The following is a 21736-nucleotide window of genomic DNA, read 5'->3' on the forward strand; positions in this document are numbered from 1 at the left end:
CGACGCCCCGGGCTACCCGCTGACCGCCGGCACGCCGGCGCTGCGCGAGGCGATCGCCGCCTGGGTGGCGCGGGCCTGCGGAGCGGGCGTCGACGGCCTCGGCGTGCTGCCGACGATCGGCTCCAAGGAACTCGTCGCCTGGCTGCCCACCCTGCTCGGGGTGGGCCCCGGTGACGTCGTCGTGGTGCCGTCGGTCGCCTACCCGACGTACGAGGACGGGGCCCGGCTCGCCGGCGCCACCGTCGTGCGCGCCGACTCGCTGACCGCGGTCGGCCCGACCCCCCGGGTGCGCCTGGTCTGGGTCAACTCGCCGGGCAACCCGACCGGGCGGGTGCTGCCGGCGGCCCATCTGCGCAAGGTGGTCGACTGGGCCCGGGAGCGCGGCGCGGTGGTCGCCAGCGACGAGTGCTACCTGCCCCTGGGCTGGTCCGCCGAGCCGGTCTCGGTGCTCTCGCCCGAGGTCTGCGGAGGGTCGTACGACGGCGTGCTGGCGGTGCACTCGCTCTCCAAGCGGTCCAACCTGGCCGGCTACCGGGCCGGGTTCGTCGCCGGCGACCCGGCGCTCGTGGCGGAGCTGCTCAAGGTCCGCAAGCACGCCGGCATGATCGTGCCCGCGCCCGTGCAGGCCGCGATGGTGGCCGCGCTGGGCGACGAGCGGCACGCCGACGAGCAGCGGGAGCGCTACCGGGCCCGGCGGGAGATCCTGCACGCCGCGTTCACCGGGGCCGGCTTCACCGTCGAGCACTCCGAGGCGGGCCTCTACCTCTGGTTGACCCGGGGCGAGGACTGCTGGGAGACCGTCGACTGGCTGGCCCGCCGGGGCATCCTGGCCGCCGCCGGCGCCCTCTACGGCCCGGGCGGCCGGCAGCACGTCCGGGTGGCGCTGACCGAGTCCGACGCGCACGTGGCGGCGGTCGCCGGCCGGCTGCGCGGCTGACCCCGCGCGACTGTGGCGCCTCCTGCGGCGGCCTGCCGTACGACCGCGGCGCCGGCCGGGATCGGTGGGCTCGACGGGGTCGCCCAGGGCGCCCTCCGGGCGGTAGTCTGCCGCGGGCCTCGCATGTGATCTTGCGTCACGTCGCGGTCGTGCGCGCGCCCGGACAGGTCGAGGTCGGGGGCGTGGCGATGGACGGTGGGGTGCGGGTGGCCGGTCGACCGGCCAGCGAGGCCGGGGCGTCCCGGTCCGGCGCGAGGGCGGGCTGAGGTGCGCTACCTGCACCCGCTGCTGCGGGACCGGAACATCGACGGCGTGCGGCAGGCGTCCCTGGCGACGGCCGCCGTGATCTTCGGAGTGCTGAACGTCGCCGTGCTCCGGCAGGCCGAGCTGCGCGACAGCGGGGCCAAGGTGCTGGCCGTGCTGGTGTCCGCGCTCAGCCTGGCCCTCATCGGTGGCGCGGTGCAGCGGCTGTTCCTGCTGATCTGGGCCCACCCGGTGCTGGGCCGGTGGGTCTACGAGTCGTCGTCGGGCACCTGGGGGGTGGCCCACATCGGCCTGCGCGGCGGTGAGCTGACCTACTCCGTCCAGCTCTACCGGACCGAGCAGGACGCCCTGGCGGCGGTCCGCCGCGAGCCCGGGTTCGTCGCCCGCTGCTTCGCCACCGTCTCGTCCGTCGGCGTCACGTACGACAAGGGCCAGCTCGAACTCATCTACAAGATCGGTGACGCGCACGAGGACTACGCCCCGCGCAGCGGCATGCTGACCCTCACACCGCTCGGCGAGCGGGAGATGAAGGGGTACTGGAAAAGCGATATCCTCGGCGCCGAAGCGAGTCGGGGCGTCCTCGACATGTACCGACCGAAACGCCGAGGTGCCTGATGCGTGAGAGACCCGGCGGGCCGTTGCGCGCCGCCGTGGTGGGCACCGGCCTCATCGGCGGGTCGATCCTGGTGCGGCTGCACGAGGCGGGCGTGGACGTCGCCGGCTGGGATCCCGACGAGGCCACCCGGGCGGAGGGACGCCGGCGGGGGATCGCCTTCCCCGACGAACTGGTCGAGGCGGTGCGCGACCGTCACCTGGTGTTCCTCTGCGGGCCGCTGCCGACCCTGCCGGACGCCCTGGTCACCGTCGCCGCCCACACGCCCGAGAGCTGCGTGGTCACCGACGTGGGCAGCACGAAGGGCGGGTTGGCGGCCTTCGCCGTCGAGCGCGGGCTGACCGGCCGGTTCGTCCCCGGGCACCCGATGGCCGGCACGGAGCGGTTCGGGCTGACCGCCGCCGTGCCCGCGCTGTTCGAGGGGGCGGCCTGGGTGCTCTGCCCGGCGCCGGAGGGCATCGACGCGTTCCGGCTCCTGGCCGGCCTCGTCGTGGACGTCTTCGCGGCCCGGGTGGTGCCGATGTCCCCGTCCGTGCACGACGCGGTGGTGGCCCTGTCGTCCCACGTCCCCCACCTGCTGGCCGGCAGCCTCGCCGGGGCGGTGGCCCGGTCGGACGTCCGGGACGCCGTGCTCGGGCTCGCCGCGGGCAGCTTCCGGGACGGCACCCGGATCGCCGGTACGCCCGCGAGGCGGACCGCGGACATGTTGTTCCACAACCGCGAGCAGGTGGTCCGGCAGCTCGACCGGGTGCGCGCCTTCCTGGACGAGTTGTCGGCGGCATTGGTCCGCGACGACCTGGACGCGCTCGTCGAGGGCTACCGGCAGGCCCGCGACCTGCGGACGGCCCTGCTCGACCGGGACCTGCACGCGTCCCGGCGGGAGTTCCCGACGAGCGGGGACCACGCCGACGAGCTCGCGTACCTGCTGGCGCTGGGCGAGGCGGGCGGGCACCTCACCGGCTGCCGCGTCGGCCCCGGCACCGTCGCCTACACGGGCCACCTGCCGGAATCCGCCGACCCCGCCTGACCGGGCGGCCCGCGGGGTCTCCTGCGCCTGCGAACCGGTGCCGAGGACGGTCGGCGCGCCGCGGCGCGTCGGTCGGTCGTCGCCCGCGTCGCTTCCCGCGCGGGGCGGGCGGGCGGACGGGAGCGCGGTTAGGGTGAGGGCATGGTGGACGGGCCGGTGGTGGCGGTGCGCGGCGAGGCGTACCGGGAGGTCCCTCCCGAGATCGCCCGGTTCACGGTGACCGCCACGGCCCGCGACCGGGACCGGGAGGCCACCCTGACCCGGCTGGCCGAGCGGGCCGCCGCCGTCCGGGTGCTGCTCGACGGCTACGGCCCCGCGATCGACCGGCGGGAGACCGGCGAGCTGCGGGTCCGGCCGGAGACCCGGCGCTCCGGCGAGCGCGTGGTCGCGTATCACGGCAGCGTGGCGACCACCGTGACGGTCAGCGACTTCACCGCGCTCGGCGACCTGATGCTGCGCCTGGCCGACCAGGACCAGGTCGAGGTGGCCGGGCCGTGGTGGTCGCTGCGGCCGGACAGCCCGGCCCACCGGGAGGCCCGGCACGCCGCGATCGCCGACGCGCTGTTGCGCGCCCGGGAGTACGCGGAGGCGCTCGGCGCCCGGGTGACCGCCCTGATCGAGCTGGCCGACGCGGGCGCGGCGGAGCGGCCCATGATGAGCCGGATGGCGTACGGGACGGGCGGCGCCGAGGGCGGGCCGCCGGAGCTGGAGCTCGACCCGCAGCCGCAGACCGTGCAGGCGGCGGTGCAGGCGCGGTTCGCGATCAGCGAGCCGGTTCTCGGCTGATGACGACCGCCCGGGTCGTCGGGGTCGACGAGTTGGTCGCGCGGGCGCGCGCCCTCGCCGACGCCGGCCCGCGTCAGCTGCTCGGCATCGTCGGGGCGCCCGGCGCGGGCAAGTCCACGCTGGCGGAGCGGATCGTCGAGGCGGTCGGCCCCGCCGCGCGGCTGGTGCCGATGGACGGCTTCCACCTGGCCCAGGCCGAGCTGCACCGGTTGGGCCGGGCCGAGCGCAAGGGCGCCGTGGACACGTTCGACGCCAACGGCTACGTCTCGATGTTGCGGCGGCTGCGCCGGCTGGAGCCGACCGCCGTCTACGCGCCGGCGTTCCGGCGGGACCTGGAGGAGCCGGTGGCCGGGGCGATCGAGGTCCCGCCGTCGGTGCGGTTGGTGGTCACCGAGGGCAACTACCTGCTGCTGGGTGCGCCGCCCTGGGACGAGGTGCGGTCGTTGCTGCACGAGGCGTGGTTCCTCGACCTGGACGCCGAGCTGCGGCTGCGCCGGCTGACCGCCCGGCACCAGGCGTACGGGCGGTCGGCGGAGCAGGCCCGGGCGTGGGCGACGGGCAGCGACGAGGCCAACGCCGCCCTGGTGGCGCGCACCGCGCACGCCGCCGACCTGGTCGTCCGGCTCGACGAGCCGCCGCCGGCCTGAGCCGCGCCCCGCCCCACCGCCGACGGCCTGGCCCTGGGCGTCCTTCCCCGCCGCCGGCTGACCCGCGCCCCGGCCACCGCCGCCGGTCGGGGTCAGCCGGCGCCGCGCCGGGGCGCCGGCACGCCCCGCCGCAGCAGCCGGGCCACCCGCGAGCGTTCCCGCTGGAACTCCGCCGCCTCCGGATAGCCGCTGTGGTTGCGGATCGGCGGGTCGGCCACCTCCCCGTCGCTCGGGTGCAGCGCCTCCGGGTCGCGTACGGCGACGTCGCGTTCCCCCGCCGTCACCTGCCAGCCGAGGGGGTCGGTGGCCCGCCAGAAGTTGCTCCAGCGGGTGCGCCCGCCGGGCGGTGTCAGCGCGTCGGCCAGCACCGGCAGCCGGTCGGGCCCGAAGTACGCCGGGAAGACCCGCCCGTAGAGCCGGGTGAGCTGGCAGCCGTAGGAGAAGTACCAGATCCGCCGGCGCGACCGGGCGGGAAGCTGGAGGATCACCGCGGCGCAGATCACCGTGCCCTGGCTGTGCCCGGAGAGGATGATCCCGTCCACGGCCCGGGGGTCGTGCTCGTCCAGCGCCAGCAGCCCGGCCGTGCGGGTCTGCAACTCGGGCACGGCCCGCTCGGCGTAGCTGGGCGGGGCGAGCGGGTGCGCGGCCCGGGGCCAGAAGGTGCCGACGTCCCAGAGCACGCCGACCGAGCGGCGGACGAGGTCGTTCCGGTAGACCAGCAGACCCACGGCGCCGACGAGCACAGGCAGCCAGCCGAGCATCCGGTCGCCCACGCCGGAGACCCACTCGACCACGGCGGCGCCGCCGGTCGCCGCCGTGGGGTGGGGCCGGCCGCCGGAGAGCGCGGCGGCGTAGCCGAGGGTGACCAGCACCCCGGCTGCGGCGGCGTAGCGACCGACCAGCCGCACCGCGTGCTCGCCGACCAGCCGGTGCAGCGCCCGCCAGGCGCTCACCTGCCGGCAGCGCCGCAGGTCGTGGCCGGAGAGCCGGTGGCCGGCGGGCACCAGCTCCGCGTACTCGTGGCGGCGCAGGCGGAGGAAGAGCAGGCCGGCCCGGGCGGCCGTGGCGACCAGCGTGAGCAGGGCGACGGCGAACGTGAGCCCGGCCCAGGTCACCGGGACCGGGGGCGCCACGGGGGAGACCGCGTCGGCCGTCGCGCCGCCGCCGAGCCGGCCGGTGACCCAGTAGAGCAGGCCGGCGCAGTAGGAGACGCAGAGCACCCAGCCGAAGCCGGCGATGAGCGCTGGGGCCCGGCCGCCCCAGGCCAGGTCGGTGTGGGGCTCCGGCGGCTGCCGCTCGGCCGGCGTCGGCACGCGCGGCAGCAGCAGGCCGGTCGCGGCGAGCGCGACGACCCCGAGGGCGAGCATCCAGACCTGCAACGGCGGGGGCGCGGGCGGGATCCCGGGCAGCCGGCCCGCGATCCAGGCGACGCCGAGGCCGAGCAGCAGGGCGGCCGCCGCCGGCGCGGCGAGCGCCCGCCGCCCCGACCGGCTCACCGACCCGATCGCGATCAGCAGCAGCAGTTGCCCGGCGCCGAACCAGGCGACGACCCGGTCGACGCCGGGCAGCGACCGGTCGGCCGGGCACGGCGGCGCGGCGGGCTGCCGGCCGCAGCCGGGCACCTGGCGCAGGTCGGCCAGCGGGGTGCCCGCGGGCCCGTCGGGCAGCAGCAGGATCAGCAGGGTGCCCGCCAGCCCGGCGCCGGTGAGCACGACGACCGCCACGCTCCAGCGGCCGAGCGGGGTCCGGCCGGCGCGCCGGGTCAACCAGGGCCGCGCGAGCGCCACGACCGCGATCAGCACGGCGGCGGCGAGCGCGGCCACGGTGGGCCAGGCGACGGTGGCCCGGGCGCCGCGGGGCGGGTCCATCGCGAGGACCGCACCGAGTGGTACGGCGGCGGCCACGACGGCGCCGGTGCACAGGTGCAGCACGGCCGCGCGGCGCAACTGTCCCTCCCCGTTCCAGAAGGTGGGGTGCTGGAGCGGGTTGCCCAGCGGGCCGGGTGGCGGCTCCGGCACGGGCTGCCCGGGCTCACCCGTCGGGGTCCCCCCGGCCGGCCGGGCACCGGCGAGGGGGACCGGCTCGGCCGGCATCTGCGCCTCGTACTGGTAGGTCCGCCAGCTCACCAGGCCGAGCAGGGCCAGCACGCCGAGCGGTGCGAGCAGGCCGACGGCGAGGGGCCGCGCGCCCTCGCTCCACCAGCCCTGCCCGAGGAACTCCCACGGGCCGGGGATCCGGCGCAGGCAGTCCTCGTCGACGCACTGCCAGCCCACGAGGTCGACCCCGACACCGGTGAGGGTGAGCGCGAGCGTGCCGGTGAGGCTCAGGCAGAACAGCCGGATCAACCAGGCGGTGACCCCCGACCTGCCGGCCGGGCGTTCGTCGTCCGGGTCCGCCGGGATGCCCGGCCGGGCGTGCAGCGCGACGTTGGCCAGGGTGAAGGGCAGCAGCAGCGTCCACAGCGCCCGCTCCACGTCACGCGCGGTCCGCCCGCCGGAGGTCAACTGCCCCCAGCTGTACGCCTCGACGACGACCGGGTCGTCCGGCCCGGCGGCGGGGGAGCGGTAGAAGCCGGTGACCGGGTCGCCCGCGACGCGCCACGGGGGCGGGTCGACCCCCGGCGCGGGCCGCAGGCCGAGGATCTGGCCCGGGGGCGTGTTGGAGACCCCGTGCACGCGCAGTTCGAGCACCCGACCGTTCATCCCCGCCTCCTGGTGACGACGTCACCACCCACAGTGCCGTGGGCGGGGCTGTCCGCGCCAGTCGCGGATGGACGTTTGTGCAGGTGGCGGGCTTGATCGAGGGTCAGTCGAGCTGGCGTACGACGCGAGCCGGATTACCCAGCGCGACGACGTTGGCCGGCAGGTCCTTCGTCACGACGGCACCCGCGCCGACGACGGTGTTCTCCCCGACGGTGACGCCGGCGAGCACGATCGCGCCGCCGCCGAGCCAGACGTTGTCGCCGATGGTGATCGGCTTGGCCGCCTCCCACTTGTCGCGGCGCGGCCCGGGCTCGACGGGGTGGGTGGGGGTGAGCAGTTGCACGTTCGGTCCGATCTGGACGTCGGCGCCGATGGTGATCGGGGCGACGTCGAGGAAGACCGCGTTGAAGTTGACGAAGCTGCGCGGCCCGATCCGGATCTGCCAGCCGTAGTCGCAGTAGAAGGGTGGCCGCACCGAGGTCTCCTCGCCCACCTCGCCGAGCAGTTCGCGCAGGGCCGCGAGCCGGCCCTCGGGGTCGGCCGCGGGACTGGTGTTGAAGCGTTCCGTCAGCCGCGCGGCGCGGTCCAGGTCGGCGACGATCTCCGGCTCGTTGGCGATGTACGGCTCGCCGGCCAGCATGCGTTCCTTCATGGAGGTCACCGGTCGATCATCCCGAAGGGCGGGCGCGTCCGTTGGCTGGTCCGTCATCTTCGCGTCTTCATTTTGCATACCCGGTATGTAAACATGATGACTGTCAATGCGCGTCTCTCCACAGGTAGTAACGCCCGACGAGGAGGATCCGTTGCAGCGAAGTAGAAAACTGGCCGGTCTCGGTCTCGTGCTCGGCCTGGTGCTCGGCACTCCGGGGATGGCCGTGGCCCAGGCGCCCGCCGGCCCCGCCGCCCGTCCTGACCCGACCGCCGGCCCGGGTGCCGTCGCCCCGGCGCCGCAGCCGGGCAGCCGTCCCACCACCGTCACCCTGATCAGCGGGGACCGGGTCACCGTGACCGGCGCCGGGGCGAGCGTGCGTCCCGGGCCGGGGCGCGAGAAGATCCGCTTCCTGACCCGCCGCGAGCAGGGCCGGCTCAGTGTCGTGCCGCAGGACGCGGTGGCGCCGATCCAGGCGGGGCGGGTCGACCGGCGGCTGTTCGACGTCACCGGGCTGATCGAGGCCGGCTACGACGACGCCCGCCGCGACGACCTGCCGGTGCTGATCACCGGCGGGTCGGGCACCGCCCGGCGTGCGGCGGCGCCGGCCGGGGTGACCGTCACCCGCGAGTTGCCCGCCGTCCGCGGGGTCGCCGCGACGGCGGCCAAGGACCGGGCCGGCGAGGTGTGGGCGGCGGTCACCGCCGCCGGGGCGCGGGTCGGCGCGGCGGGGGGTGTCGACCGGATCTGGCTCGACGGCCGGCGGCGGATCACCCTCGACCGCAGCGTGCCGCAGATCGGCGCGCCGGCCGCCCACCAGGCCGGTCTCACCGGCCGGGGCGTGCGGGTGGCGGTGCTGGACACCGGGCTGGACGCCACCCACCCGGACCTGGCCGGCCGGGTGGCGCAGGCGCGCAACTTCACCGAGGAGGCCGCGGCCGGCGACGTGGTCGGGCACGGCACCCACGTCGCCTCGATCATCGCCGGCAGCGGCGCCGCCTCCGGTGGCCGGCACCGGGGCGTGGCCCCCGACGCGACGCTGCTCGACGGCAAGGTCTGCGAGACGTTCGGCTGCCCCGAGTCGGCGATCCTCGCCGGCATGCAGTGGGCCGCGGTCGAGCAGCGGGCCGACGTGGTCAACCTGAGTCTCGGTGGCTTCGACACCCCGGAGGTCGACCCGCTGGAGGAGGCCGTCAACGCGCTCACCGCGCAGACCGGCGCCCTCTTCGTGATCAGCGCCGGCAACGACGGCGCCTTCGCCCCGGTCAGTTCCCCCAGCACCGCCGACGCCGCCCTCTCCGTGGGTGCCGTCGACCGGGACGACAGCCTTGCCGACTTCTCCAGCCGTGGCCCCCGGGTCGGCGACGACGGGCTCAAGCCGGACCTCACCGCCCCCGGCGTGGGGATCGTCGCGGCGCGCAGCCGGGACGGGGTGATCGGCGAGCCGGCCGGGGACGGGTACGTGTCGCTGTCCGGCACGTCGATGGCCGCCCCGCACGTCACCGGCGCGGTGGCGCTGCTGGCCCAGCAGCACACCGACTGGACCGCCGACCGGCTCAAGGCCACCCTGATGGCCTCGGCGAAACCCCGCCCGGAGCTGACCGCGTACCAGCAGGGGGCCGGCCGCGTCGACGTGGCCCGCGCGATCGGCCAGACGGTGATCAGCGACCCGCCGAGCGTCTCCTTCGGCCGGGCGCTCTGGCCCCACCACGACGACGCCCCGATCACCCGCACGGTGACCTGGCGCAACGACGGCCCGGCCGCGGTCGCCCTGGACCTGGCCGTCGAGGTGACCGGCCCGGACGGCGAGCCGGCCCCCGCCGGCATGTTCGCCCTCGGCGCCGAACGGGTCAGCGTGCCGGCCGGCGGCACGGCGAGCGCCACCGTCACCGCCGACACCCGGGTCGACGGGCCGGACGGCCACTACACCGGCCGGGTCTTCGCCCGCTCCGGCGACACGGTGGCGGTCACCCCGCTGGCCGTGCACCGGGAGGTGGAGAGCTACGACGTGACGGTCCGACACCTGGGCCGGGACGGCGCGGCCGTCGGCGAGCACGGCACCACGCTGGTCTCGCTCGACGGATTCGCCACGTACGACGTGTACGACCCGGACGGCACCGCCGAGCTGCGGCTGCCGAAGGGCCGGTACGGACTGAACAGCGTCGTGTTCGAGCTGGACGGCGACGAGTTCGTCGGGGTCACGCAGCTCGTCCAGCCGGAGCTGGTGGTCGCCGGGGACACGCGGGTCACCGTGGACGCCCGGCGGGGCAAGCCGGTCCGGATGAGCGTCCCGCAGGACTCGGCCACCCCGGTGCTGGTCGACACCGGCGCGAACTTCCTCCTCGACGAGGGCGGCTACGGCTTCGGCCTGCTGGCCTTCGACTTCGACGGTCTCTTCAGCGCCGGTCTCGGCCGGTCGGTGTCGGGGGAGCGTTTCGTCGCCACGATCAGCAGCCAGTGGGCCGACCGGGAGGCCGCCAGCAGCCCCTACCTCTACGCCCTCAGCGAGGCGACGCCCGGCCGGATGCCGACCGGATTCGTCCGGGACTACCGGGCGAGGGACCTGGCCACCGTCACCCACCGGTTCCGGGCCGCACCTTCCGGGCTGGTGACCGAGCGGGTGGTCTTCCCGCACCTGGAGCCGGACGTCGGCGGCTGGGCGGTCGTCCTGCCCACCGCGACGCCGGGGCAGCGGGTCGAGCACTACAACACGCGGGGCGTGCGCTGGTCCTCCGAGCTGAACTTCGGGGTGCCGACCGAGGACGGCTGGACCGACGTCAAGGCCGTGCTCGTCTCCGAGGAGCGGAGCCTGCGGGCCGGCCGGCACTACCGGGAGAGCTGGAACAGCCCGCCGTACGGGCCGTCCGTCCCGGGGGGCGCGGTCATCCGCCAGGGCGACCGCATCGAGGTCGGCGTGCCGTTGCACGGTGACGCCGAGGGGCACCCGGGCGGCTCCGTCGCCGACACCGCCCGCACCGCCCTCTACCGCGACGGGGTGCTGGTCGGGGAGACCCCGGAACCGGCGTACGGCAGGTTCGAGGTGCCGCCCGGCGCGGCGGACTACCGGCTGGAGGTGCTGTCGAGGCGGAGCTTCACCGACCTCGCCACCGAGGTCGCGGCGACGTGGACGTTCCGGTCCCGGCACGTCGCCGGGGACGACCCGGCCGCGCTGCCGGTGTCGGCGATCCGCTTCGCGCCCCGGCTCGACCAGGAGCACGCTGCCCCGGCCGGGCGCACCTTCGCCATCCCGGTGCAGGTGCAGCGGCAGCCGGGCGCACCGTCGGCCCGGGTGGCCGCGTTGACCGTCGACGTCTCCTACGACGGCGGGAAGACGTGGCAGCCGGCCCTGGTCCGGTCCGGCGGGGCCGGCTGGACGGCCACCGTACGGCACCCGGCCGGCACGGGACACGTCTCGCTGCGGGCCACCGCCCGGGACACCGCCGGCAACACGGTCACCCAGCGCGTCATCCAGGCGTACCGCCTGCGGTGAGGCGTACCCCCTCCGGGTCCGCGGCCGACCGCGGGCCCGGAGGGGCGGCCGTCAGTCGTTGGCGTGCAGGGCGGCGTTCAGCTCGATGCCCCGGCCGGTGCGCTGCTTCGCCTCCAGCGCCCCGGTGACCGAGTTGCGCCAGAACAGCAGCCCGTCCACGCCGGAGAGCTCGCGGGCCTTGACCACCCGGCCGTCCGGCAGCGTGATCTTCGACGCGGCGGTGATGTAGCACCCGGCCTCGACCACGCAGTCGTCGCCGAGGGAGATCCCGACACCGGCGTTCGCGCCGATCAGGCTCCGCTCGCCGATGCGCACCTTCTCGGTGCCGCCGCCGGAGAGGGTGCCCATGATGGAGGCGCCGCCGCCGATGTCGGAGCCGTCGCCGACCAGCACGCCCTGCACGATCCGCCCCTCGACCATCGAGGTGCCGAGCGTGCCGGCGTTGAAGTTGACGAAGCCCTCGTGCATGACCGTGGTGCCGGCGGCGAGGTGCGCGCCGAGCCGCACCCGGTCGGCGTCCGCGATCCGGACACCGGAGGGCACCACGTAGTCGGTCATCCGGGGGAACTTGTCCACCCCGTGGACGGCCAGGTGGCGGCCGGCCGCCCGCTCGATGACCCGCAGCTCGTCCACCCGCTCCGGCGGGCACGGCCCGGCGGAGGTCCACGCGACGTTCGCCAGCTTGCCGAAGATGCCGTCGAGGTTCAGCTCGTTGGGACGCACCAGGCGGTGCGAGAGCAGGTGCAGCCGCAGGTACGCGTCGGCGGCGTCCTTGATCGGGTCGTCCAGCGAGCCGATCACGGTGACCACCTGGACGGTACGCAGCCCGGGCAGCGCCCGGTCGCCGACCGCCCCCGGCGGCAGGTCCAGCACGTCCGCCTCGTCCTCGCCGGCGACCAGCGGCAGCTCGCCGAGCCCCAGCTTGCCGGTCGGGTACCAGGTGTCGAGCACCTGGTCGTCCGCGGTCACGGTGGCCAGGCCGATGCCCCAGGCGGATTCGGACGTCACTGATTCACCTCTCGTTCGTGGCTGCGGGTCGCCGGTTCCCCTCGCGCCCCCGCGCGGCGGCGTCCCACGCCGGTCGCCCGGGGAACGCTCGCTCCTCGCGCTCACCCGACCTGACGGTACCGTGCGAACCATGGAGAACCCGCTGACCCCCGAGGTCCTGGCCGATCCGGTGGCCCTGACCCGCGCGCTGGTCGACATAGAGTCCGTGTCCCTCGACGAGAAGGCCATCGCCGACTGCGTGGAGGAGGTGCTGCGGGGCGTGCCGCACCTGACCACCTACCGGCACGGCAACACGGTGATGGCGCGGACCGACCTGGGCCGGGACCAGCGGATCGTGCTCGCCGGCCACCTGGACACGGTGCCGCTGAACAACAACTTCCCGTCGAGCATGCGCGGCGACCTGATGTACGGCTGCGGCACCTCCGACATGAAGTCCGGGGTGGCGTACGCGCTGCACCTGGCGGTGACGCTGCCGGACCCGCGCTACGACGTGACGTACTTCTTCTACGAGGCCGAGGAGATCGAGTCGAAGTACAACGGCCTCTTCCTCGTCGCCGAGGCGCACCCGGAGTGGCTGGAGGCGGACTTCGCGGTGCTGCTGGAGCCGACGTACGGGATCGTCGAGGCGGGCTGCCAGGGCACCATGCGGGCGATCGTCACCACCACCGGCGTACGCGCCCACTCGGCCCGCTCGTGGCACGGGGTGAACGCGATCCACGCGGCGGGCGAGGTGCTCGACCGGCTGACCCGGTACGAGGCGCGGCGCGTCACCATCGACGGCTGTGACTACCGGGAGGGGATGAACGCGGTCCGCGTCAACGGCGGCGTGGCCGGCAACGTGGTGCCGGACCGGTGCGAGGTCGAGGTCAACTACCGGTTCGCGCCGGACCGTACGCCGGCCGAGGCCGAGGCGCACGTGCGGGAGGTCTTCGCCGGCTTCGACGTGCGGGTCACCGACTCGGCCGCCGGCGCCCCGCCCGGGCTGGAGGCGGCCCCGGCCCGGGAGTTCCTCGCGGCGGTCGGCGCCGCGCCGATCGGCAAGCTGGGCTGGACGGACGTGGCCCGGTTCGCGGCGATGGGCATCCCGGCCCTGAACTTCGGCCCCGGCGACCCGAACCTGGCCCACCACCCGGACGAGCACGTCGAGATCAGCAAGATCCGGGACGGCGCCGCCACGCTGCACCGCTGGCTCGCCCCCGCCTGACGGCCCCTGGGCGGTCGTCCGGGCGCCTGCCGGCCGCCCGCCCCTGGTGGTCGCCCGCCCCGAGCGCGACCGGGAGGCCCACGTCGGCCGGGCGGTGCCCGGTGACGCGAACCTCCCGGTCGCGTGTCGTCGGTGCGGTCGGACGGTGGTGGTGCGGTCAGACGGCGGCGGACGCGTCGGCGGTGGGCCGGGCGTCGGCCGGGCCGCCCTGGTCGGCGGCGGACGGCTCCATCAGGCGGGCGCGGCGGCGCTCGGCCACCACGTCGCGGATCCGGCGCTGCATCTGTCGCCGGATCCGGATCATCTCGCTGTTGCTGATCACGCTGGCTCCTCCCCCGAAGGCGCGCGCCGGGGCATACCCGGTATGTGAATAGTAAGACGTACGGGCGACCGAATTAGTTGCCCATGATCCGGAACTAATTTCCGGGCTCGTCGCCCCGCGCACCCGGCGGGTGTCGCTCCACTACGGTTGCTCCCATGGGTCAGAGCAACGGGCGGGAGGCCGGCCGCGAGCCGGGACGGGAACGGCACCGGGGCGCCGTGACACTGCGTCGGCAGGCGATCCCGAGCAGCACCGCCGACCAGCGCCTGCTCGACTCGCGGGGGCGCGGCGACTGGAAGACCAAGGACGCCTGGCGGGCCCTGCGCATCCTCTCCGAGTTCGTGGAGGGCTTCGACACCCTCGCCGACCTCCCTCCGGCGGTGAGCGTCTTCGGCTCCGCCCGCAGCCGGCCGGAGAGCCCGGAGTGCCGGCTGGCCGAGGCGCTGGGCGGGGCCCTGGCCCGGGCCGGCTACGCGGTGATCACCGGCGGCGGGCCGGGCGTGATGGAGGCGGCCAATCGGGGTGCCAGCGAGGCGGGCGGGCTCTCCGTCGGGCTCGGCATCGAGCTCCCCTTCGAGCAGGGCCTCAACGACTGGGTCGACCTGGCCATCGACTTCCGCTACTTCTTCGCCCGCAAGACGATGTTCGTCAAGTACGCGCAGGCGTTCGTCGTGCTGCCCGGCGGGTTCGGCACCATGGACGAACTCTTCGAGGCGCTCACCCTGGTGCAGACGGGCAAGGTCACCCGGTTCCCCGTGGTGCTGATGGGCGCCGACTACTGGCGTGGCCTGCTCGACTGGTTGCGCGACACCATGGCCGCCGACGGCAAGATCGGGCCGATCGACCTGGAACTGATCTGCGTGACCGACGACGTCGACGCGGCGGTCCGGCACATCGTGGAGGCCGAGGCCGCCCTCTCCGCCGAGCAGGAAGCGGTCCGCGAGGAGGCCGTGGCCGTCGCCGCCGCCGAACAGCAGGCCGCCGCCGCGGCCGGCGGCGGGTCGACCGGCGGCGCCGACGTACCGGGCGACGCCACGTCGCGCGGCGGTGCGCCGGATGGCAATGCGCCGGGTGGCGGTGCGTCAGCCGGGGCCGCGTCGGCCGGGCCGCGCCGGGCGGGCGACACGAGCGGGGAGGGCTGAGGCGTGGCGGCGATCTGCGTGTTCTGCGCCTCCTCCCGTACGCTCGACCGCCGCTGGCTGGACCTCGCGGCCGAGACGGGCGCGGAGATCGCCCGGCGCGGGCACACGCTGGTCAGCGGGGGCGGGTGCGTCGGCATGATGGGCGCGTTGGCGGACGGCGCGCGGGCCGCCGGCGGGCGGACGATCGGGGTGATCCCGCAGTCGCTGGTCGACCTGGAGGTCGCCGACCTGGCGTCGGACGAGCTGCTCGTGACCGACTCGATGGCCAGTCGCAAGACTCTGATGATCGACAAGTCGGACGCGTTCCTCACGCTGCCCGGCGGCCTCGGCACCCTCGACGAGCTGTTCGAGGTCTGGACGACGGCGACGCTCGCCCTGCACGCCAAGCCGATGGTGCTGGTCGACACCGACGGCTTCTACCGCCCGATGCTCGACTGGCTGCGCGCCCTGGCCGACCAGACCTTCCTCAAGCCCGCCGGGCTCGACCTGCTCACCGTGGCCGACACGGTCCCCGCCGCCCTGGACACCCTCGAACTCCGCCTGACCTGACCCACCCCACCCGTCCCCGCGTCGTCGCGATCTTGCACACGTGGCCCCTGTCGTGCCCCCTTGCGTGTCGGGGCCGACAGTGCAGGATCGCGGAAGGAACGGCGGGACGTTGGCCTCGGCACCGTGCGAGCGGGGTGGCGGAGCGGGGGTGTCGTACCGGCGTGGTGGGATGGGGGGATGCAGGCGTACCGGCTGGTGCGCCGGCCCGCCGAGGCGGCCCCGGGGGGCCACCGGTCCGGTGGGCCGGCCCGGGGGGACGGGCGGCCAGGTGGGCCGGCCGGCGGTGACGCGCACCGGGGGACGGCGCGGCTGACCGACCCGCGCCAGGCCGAGGTCGTCGCGCACACCGACGGGCCGATGCTGGTGTTCGGCGGCCCCGGCACGGGCAAGACCAGCACCCTGGTCGAGGCGGTCGCCGCGCGGGTGGCCGAGGGCGTCGACCCGGAGCGGATCCTGGTGCTCACCTTCGGCCGCCGGGGCGCCACCGCGCTGCGCCAGCGGATCGAGGCCCGGGCCGCCGGGGGCGGGCACCGCGTGCTGCGCGAGCCGCTGGTGCGCACCTTCCCGGCGTACGCCTTCGGGCTGCTGCGCCGGGCCGCGGCCGAGCGGGGAGAGCCGTCCCCCCGGCTGCTCACCGGCCCCGAGCAGGATCTGATCATCCGCGAGCTGCTCGACGTGGTCGGCGAGGAACCGGGCGACGACCCGGTCGGCTGGCCGGAGGACCTGCGCCCCGCGCTGCGCACCCGGGCCTTCGCGGCACAACTGCGCGACCTGCTGATGCGCGCCGCCGAGCGCGGGGTCGGCCCCGTCGAGCTGGCCCGGCTGGGCGAGAAGCTCGGCCGCGCCGACTGGCCGGCCGCCGCGCGCTTCCTCCGGGAGTACGTGGCCGTGCTCGCCCTGCGCGACGTCAGCAACCGCGGCTCCGTCGCGTACGACCCAGCCGAGCTGGTCCGGGCCGCCACCGGGATGCTGCTCGACGACCCCGAGCTGCTCGCGGCCGAGCGGCGCCGGCTGGCGTACGTCTACGTCGACGAGCTGGCCGACACCGATCCCGCCCAGCAGGAACTGCTCGCGACGGTGGCCGGCGGCGGCAAGTCCCTCGTCGCGTTCGCCGACCCTGATTCGTCCACGTACGCCTTCCGTGGCGCGGACCCCGCCGTGGTGACCACGTTCCCGCACCGCTTCCGCACCGCCTCCGGGGCGCCCGCGGCGCAGGTGGTGCTGACCACCTCCTACCGGGCCGGCCCCCGGCTGCTCGCCGCGTCCGGCCGGCTGGCGCGGCGGCTGCGCGGCCCGGCGGCGCACCGCAGGCTGCACCCGCTGCCCGACGCGCCGCCGGGCTCGGTGGAGGTGCGCACCTTCCGCTCGGCCACCAGCGAGGCGGCCTGGCTGGCCCACGCCCTGCGCGAGGCGCACCTGCTCGGCGGCGTGCCGTGGTCGGAGATGGCCGTGCTGGTGCGCTCCACCGGGCGGCAGCTGCCCTCGCTGCAACGCGCGCTGCACGCCGCCGGGGTGCCCACCGTGGTGCACGGCGAGGATCTGCCGCTGCACCTGCAACCGGCGGTCGCGCCGCTGCTGCTCCTGTTGCGCTGCGCGCTGGAGCCCGAGCGGCTCGACGAGGAGGCCGCCGTCGCCCTGCTGCACTCGCCGCTCGGCGGCGCCGATCCGCTGGCCGAGCGGCGGCTGCGGCAGGGGCTGCGGGCCCTGGCGCTGGCCGCCGGCGACCGCCGGCCCTCGGGCGAGCTGATCGTCGAGGCGCTGCGCGACCCGGCCGAGCTGGCCGGGATCGAGCGGCGCTGGGCCGAGCCGGCGCAGACGGTGGCCGGCCTGCTGGCCGTCGCCCGGGAGACCGCCGCCCGGCCCGGCGCCACCGCGGAGGACGTGCTGTGGGCGGTCTGGCGGGCCAGCGGGCTCGCCGAACTGTGGTCCGCCGCGATCGGCCGGGGACAGACGGTGGCCGGCGAGGGGGACGTGGCCCGGCGCCGGCGCGCCGAGGCCGCCGACCGGGACCTCGACGCCGTGATGGTGCTCTTCGACGCGGCGGCCCGGTTCACGGACCGGCTGCCCGGCGCGCGCACCGAGGTCTTCCTCGACCACGTCCTCGGCCAGGACCTGCCGGCCGACACGATCGCCCCCACCGCCGACCGGGGTGAGGCGGTCCGGCTGCTCACCGCGCACGCCGCGAAGGGGTTGGAGTGGGACCTGGTGGCGGTCGCCGGGGTGCAGGAGGGCGTCTGGCCCGACCTGCGGCTGCGCGGCAGCCTGCTCGGCTCCGAGCGGCTGGTCGACGTGCTCGCCGGCCGGGCGGCCGGCGCCGGCACGGTGGCCACCCTGGTCGGGCAGACCTCGGCGCTGCTGGACGAGGAGCGGCGGCTGTTCCACGTGGCGGTCACCCGGGCCCGGCGCCGGCTGCTGGTCAGCGCGGTCGCCTCCGCCGCCGTCGGCGGCGACGACCACGAGGAACAGCCGAGCCGTTTCCTCTACGAGCTGGGCCCGACCGACCCGCCCGCGCCGGACGACGGCTCCCCGCCCGGCCGGCCGGAAGCCGGGGCGGCGGCGGCCGAGGAGGAACCGGCCCGGCGGGGAGCCGGGGCGGTGGCGGCGGGGGCGGGCGACGGACCGGTCATGGCGGCCGAGGAGGAACCGGACCGGGCGAGGACGCTGCCGGTGAGCCGGCCGCCGCGCGCGCTCACCCTGCCCGCGCTGGTGGCGGAGCTGCGTACGGCGGTCAGCGACCCGGACGCGCCCTACGCCCGGCGGCAGGCGGCGGCGGCCGAGTTGGCCCGCCTCGCGGCCGCCGGGGTGGCCGGCGCGCACCCGGACGACTGGTGGGGGCTGCGGCAGCTCTCCGACGACCGCCCGCTCGTCGACGACGGGGAGCCGGTCCGGGTCACCCCGTCGGGCATGGAGAGCGCGCTGCGGTGCAGCCTGCGCTGGCTGCTGGAGCGGCACGGCGGCAGCGCCCCGGCCAGCGCCGCCCAGGGGGTCGGCAACCTCGTGCACGCCGCCGCGATGCTCGCCGAGGACGCGAGCGTCGACCGAGGCGCCCTGCTGGACTACGTCGCCGCCAGGTTCGACGCGATCGAGCTGGCCGCCCGCTGGATGGTCGGGCCCGAGCGGGCCCGCGCCGAGGGGATGGTCGACAAGCTGCTGCGCTGGCTGGCGGCCAACCCGCGCCGGCTGCTCGCGATCGAGCACGAGTTCGCGGTGCGCCTCGACGACCCGCACCGGCCCGTCGAGCTGGTCGGCCGGGTGGACCGGCTGGAGGTCGACGCCGACGGCCGGCTGGTCGTGATCGACCTGAAGACCGGGAAGTCCACCGCGGTCACGGCGCACGACCTGGCCGAGCACCCGCAGCTCGGTGCGTACCAGGCGGCGGTCGAGGCGGGAGCGTTCGCCGAGTTCGGCGAGGAGTCCGGCGGGGCGGCGCTGGTGCAGCTCGGCACCGGGGCGAAGGACGCGAAGGAGCAGAGCCAGCCGCCGGCCGGGGAGGGCCCGGAGGCCGGCTGGGCGACCGCGCTGGTGCGGCGCACCGCCGATACGATGGCCGCCGCCACGTTCGCCGCCGTCGCCAACTCGAAGTGCCGGGTCTGCCCGGTGCGGTCGAGCTGCCCCGTGTCCGGCCAGGGCCGCCAGGTGGTCGAGCCGCCGACCGCCCGCCGCCCCGACCAACCGTGAGCCTGAGGATGAGGCTGCGAGCCCCGCGGTCGCGAACCAGGACGGCACCGTGAGTGTGTGAGGAGTGAGCTTGCGAGCCCCGCAGTCGCGAACTGAGGCGGAGCGGTGACCCAGCCCGCCCTGTTCGGCACGGCGACACCGGCGCCCCGGGTCGCCGACGCCGGCCCCCGGTACACGCCGGTGGAGCTGGCGAAGCTGCTGCGGCTGCCGGCGCCCACCCGGGAGCAGGCGGCCATCATCGCCGCGCCCGTGGAGCCCCTGCTGGTGGTCGCGGGCGCGGGCTCGGGCAAGACCGAGACGATGGCGGCCCGGGTGGTCTGGCTGGTCGCCAACTCGCACGTGCGGCCGGAGCAGGTGCTCGGGCTCACCTTCACCCGCAAGGCCGCCGGTGAGCTCGCGCACCGGGTGCGTACGCGGCTCGACCAGTTGGTGCGGCGGCTCGGGCGGCGGGGGCGGGACCCGCTCGACGACCCGCTGGCGGGGGAGCCGACCGTCTCCACCTACCACTCGTACGCGGGCCGGATCGTCACCGAGCACGGGCTGCGGGCCGGCTACGAGCCGTCCACCCGGCTGCTCACCGAGGCGTCCCGCTGGCAGCTCGTCGACCTGCTGGTGCGCAACTACGACGGCGACATGTCCGAGGTGGACCGGATGCCGAGCACGGTCACCGACGCCGTGCTGGCGCTCGCCGGCGAGCTGGACGAGCACCTGGTCGACCCGGACGAGCTGGCCGCCTGGACGGGCCGGTTCTTCGCCGAGGTGCAGGCCCGCCCCGGCCGGGTCTACGCCGACGTGCGCAAGGCCCTGGCCCTCCAGCAGACCCGGCTGAAGCTGCTCCCGCTGGTGCGCGCGTACGCCCGGCGCAAGGAGGACTTCGAGGCGATGGACTTCGCCGACCAGCTCGCCCGGGCGGCCCGGGTGGCCCGGGACCACCCCGGGGTCGGCGAGATCGAGCGGGACCGCTTCCGGGTGGTGCTGCTGGACGAGTACCAGGACACCAGCCACGCACAGGTGGTGCTGCTCAACGCGCTGTTCGGCGGTGGGCACCCGGTGACCGCGGTCGGTGACCCGTGCCAGTCGATCTACGGCTGGCGGGGGGCGAGCGCCGGCACCCTGGACCGCTTCCCCACGGAGTTCGCCCGCGCCGACGGCTCGCCGGCCGAGGTGCTCGGCCTCACCACGAGCTGGCGCAACCGCCCCGAGATCCTCGGCGTCGCCAACGCCCTGGCCACCCCGCTGCGCGCCGCCGGCGCCCGGGTGCCGGAGCTGCACGCCGCGATGAGCGTCAAGGACCCGGTGCCGCACCGCAGCGCCCGTGGCGCCGCCGGCGGCACCGTCCACTGCGCCCTGCTCCCGACGTACGCCGACGAGGCGGACTGGATCGCCGACAGCGTGCTGCACGTCTGGCGCGGGGCGGCCGCCATGCCCGGCGCGTTGCCCGAGCACATCCCGGTGCCGCTGCGGCCGACGACGGCCGTGCTCGTGCGGCTGCGCAGCCAGATCCCCGCGATCGAGTCGGCGCTGCGCGAGCGCGGGCTGCCCGTCGAGGTGGTCGGCCTGGGCGGCCTGCTGGACACCCCCGAGGTGCGGGACGTGGTGTGCACGCTGCGGGTGCTGGCGGACCCGACGGACGGGGCGGCGCTGTTGCGGCTGCTGACCGGGGCGCGCTGGCGGATCGGCCCGCGTGACCTGGTGGCCCTGCACCGGCGGGCGAAGGGCATCGCCGCCGCCCGGCGGAAGCTCGCCGACGACGGCAGCCCGGAGATCACCCCCGACCTGCTCGACGAGGCGACCCTGGTCGAGGCGCTGGCCGACCTCGGCCCGGCGCAGGCGTACTCGGCGGAGGGCTACGCCCGGCTGCGCGCGTACGCCCGGGAGCTGGGGCTGCTGCGCTACCGGCTGGACCAGTCCCTGCCGGAGCTGATCGCGGACATCGAGCGCACGATCGGCCTGGACGTGGAGGTGGCCGTACGCGCCGGCCGGGACGGCGCCGGGGACGCCGGCCTGGCCCGGGGCCACCTGGACGCGCTCGGCGACGTCGCCGCCCGGTTCGGCGGCGAGACGCCGGGCGCCACCCTGTCGGGCTTCCTGGCCTACCTCGCCGCCGCCGAGGACGAGGAGCGCGGCCTCAGCCCGGGCGAGGTGGAGGTGGTCGAGGGGGCGGTGCAGATCCTCACCGCGCACGCCGCGAAGGGCCTGGAGTGGGACGTGGTCGCGGTGGCCGGGCTGAGCCGGGGCGTGTGGCCGGGGCCGGTGCGCAACTCCGACCACTGGCTGGGCGGGCTCGGCGTGCTGCCGTTCCCGCTGCGCGGCGACGCCGACGGGCTGCCCGAGCTGGGCCTGGGCGGCACCGAGGACCAGCGCGGGGTGGCGCGGGCGCTGGAGGACTTCACCGACGCCTGGCGGGCGCACGACGAGCGGGAGGAACGCCGGCTGGCGTACGTGGCGGTGACCCGGCCCCGCCGGCTGCTGCTCTGCTCCGGCCACTGGTGGGGGGAGGGGACCAAGCGGCCGCGCGGCCCGTCGGTGCTGCTGCGGGAGGTGCACGACGCCTGCCTGGACGGCCGCGCGGGGCACCTGGTCGACGAGTGGGCGCCGGAGCCGCCGGGCGACGCGGTCAACCCGACCACCGAGGTGGTGCTCCGCGCCGAGTGGCCGGCCGATCCGCTCGGCGCCCGCCGCCCGGCGCTGGCCGAGGCGGCCGTCCTGGTCCGCGGC

Annotated in this window: 14 protein-coding genes and 1 pseudogene; 11 read left to right on the forward strand and 4 right to left on the reverse strand. The window is 76.3% G+C overall.

The features are described 5' to 3' along the window. The 5 genes from dapC to AB0L34_RS23900 form a co-directional block, all read left to right on the forward strand. The coding region (gene dapC, locus AB0L34_RS23880) for a succinyldiaminopimelate transaminase (protein WP_363706693.1) at positions 1–937 on the forward strand (937 nt) is incomplete at its 5' end. 267 nt (positions 938–1204) lie between these two features. Next, positions 1205–1816 carry a hypothetical protein gene (locus tag AB0L34_RS23885; RefSeq protein WP_363706694.1) on the forward strand — a complete coding sequence of 204 codons (612 nt, stop codon included), beginning with the start codon at positions 1205–1207 and terminating at the stop codon, positions 1814–1816. Beyond that, entirely contained in the window at positions 1816–2841 is a 1026-nt protein-coding gene (locus AB0L34_RS23890) for a prephenate dehydrogenase/arogenate dehydrogenase family protein (protein WP_363706696.1), read from the forward strand. Before AB0L34_RS23885 ends, AB0L34_RS23890 begins: the two co-directional genes overlap by 1 nt. A 141-nt stretch (positions 2842–2982) precedes the next feature. Beyond that, positions 2983–3627, forward strand: a complete 645-nt coding sequence (locus tag AB0L34_RS23895) for an SIMPL domain-containing protein (protein ID WP_363706698.1) — start codon at positions 2983–2985, stop codon at positions 3625–3627. Next, a complete protein-coding gene (locus tag AB0L34_RS23900; protein WP_363706700.1) occupies positions 3627–4274 on the forward strand; it encodes a nucleoside/nucleotide kinase family protein in 648 nt (215 codons plus the stop codon). Before AB0L34_RS23895 ends, AB0L34_RS23900 begins: the two co-directional genes overlap by 1 nt. Before the next feature lie 92 nt (positions 4275–4366). On the opposite strand, the gene AB0L34_RS23905 is transcribed toward AB0L34_RS23900, so the two are convergent. Continuing rightward, complete coding sequence (locus AB0L34_RS23905; protein ID WP_363706702.1) at positions 4367–6976, reverse strand: hypothetical protein; 2610 nt, start codon at positions 6974–6976, stop codon at positions 4367–4369. Positions 6977–7079: 103 nt separating this feature from the next. Then, positions 7080–7637 (reverse strand): sugar O-acetyltransferase, encoded by a 558-nt coding sequence (locus tag AB0L34_RS23910; RefSeq protein ID WP_363706704.1) that lies wholly within the window; start codon positions 7635–7637, stop codon positions 7080–7082. A gap of 97 nt (positions 7638–7734) precedes the next feature. On the opposite strand from AB0L34_RS23910, the gene AB0L34_RS23915 reads away from it, so the two are divergent. Then, on the forward strand, positions 7735–11115 hold the full coding sequence (locus tag AB0L34_RS23915) for a S8 family serine peptidase (RefSeq protein WP_363706706.1): 3381 nt from the start codon (positions 7735–7737) through the stop codon (positions 11113–11115). A gap of 51 nt (positions 11116–11166) precedes the next feature. Here AB0L34_RS23915 and dapD read toward each other — a convergent pair whose 3' ends face one another. Beyond that, entirely contained in the window at positions 11167–12123 is a 957-nt protein-coding gene (gene dapD, locus AB0L34_RS23920; protein ID WP_363706708.1) for a 2,3,4,5-tetrahydropyridine-2,6-dicarboxylate N-succinyltransferase, read from the reverse strand. A 130-nt stretch (positions 12124–12253) separates the two neighbouring features. Here dapD and dapE point away from each other — a divergent pair, with 130 nt between their 5' ends. Then, entirely contained in the window at positions 12254–13327 is a 1074-nt protein-coding gene (gene dapE, locus AB0L34_RS23925) for a succinyl-diaminopimelate desuccinylase (RefSeq protein WP_363706710.1), read from the forward strand. A gap of 157 nt (positions 13328–13484) precedes the next feature. On the opposite strand, the gene AB0L34_RS23930 is transcribed toward dapE, so the two are convergent. Then, positions 13485–13649: a hypothetical protein gene (locus AB0L34_RS23930; protein ID WP_357455643.1), complete on the reverse strand. Its 165-nt coding sequence runs from the start codon at positions 13647–13649 to the stop codon at positions 13485–13487. Between the two features lie 155 nt (positions 13650–13804). Between AB0L34_RS23930 and AB0L34_RS23935 the strand changes: the two are divergent. The 4 genes and pseudogenes from AB0L34_RS23935 to AB0L34_RS23950 form a co-directional block, all read left to right on the forward strand. Further along, positions 13805–14635, forward strand: a pseudogene (locus tag AB0L34_RS23935) (TIGR00730 family Rossman fold protein); the annotation flags it as partial. A 159-nt stretch (positions 14636–14794) separates the two neighbouring features. After that, the gene (locus AB0L34_RS23940) at positions 14795–15340 is read left to right on the forward strand and encodes a TIGR00730 family Rossman fold protein (protein WP_363706712.1); all 546 of its coding nucleotides are present in this window, start codon (positions 14795–14797) and stop codon (positions 15338–15340) included. A 177-nt stretch (positions 15341–15517) separates the two neighbouring features. Beyond that, positions 15518–19018, forward strand: coding sequence for an ATP-dependent DNA helicase (locus tag AB0L34_RS23945; RefSeq protein WP_363706714.1), 3501 nt, complete (start codon positions 15518–15520; stop codon positions 19016–19018). A gap of 105 nt (positions 19019–19123) precedes the next feature. After that, positions 19124–21736 (forward strand): ATP-dependent helicase (locus tag AB0L34_RS23950; protein ID WP_363706716.1); only part of this gene is annotated, 2613 nt, incomplete at its 3' end.

It is taken from the genome of Micromonospora sp. NPDC052213 (genome assembly GCF_040679695.1).
Classification (GTDB): Bacteria; Actinomycetota; Actinomycetes; order Mycobacteriales; family Micromonosporaceae; genus Micromonospora.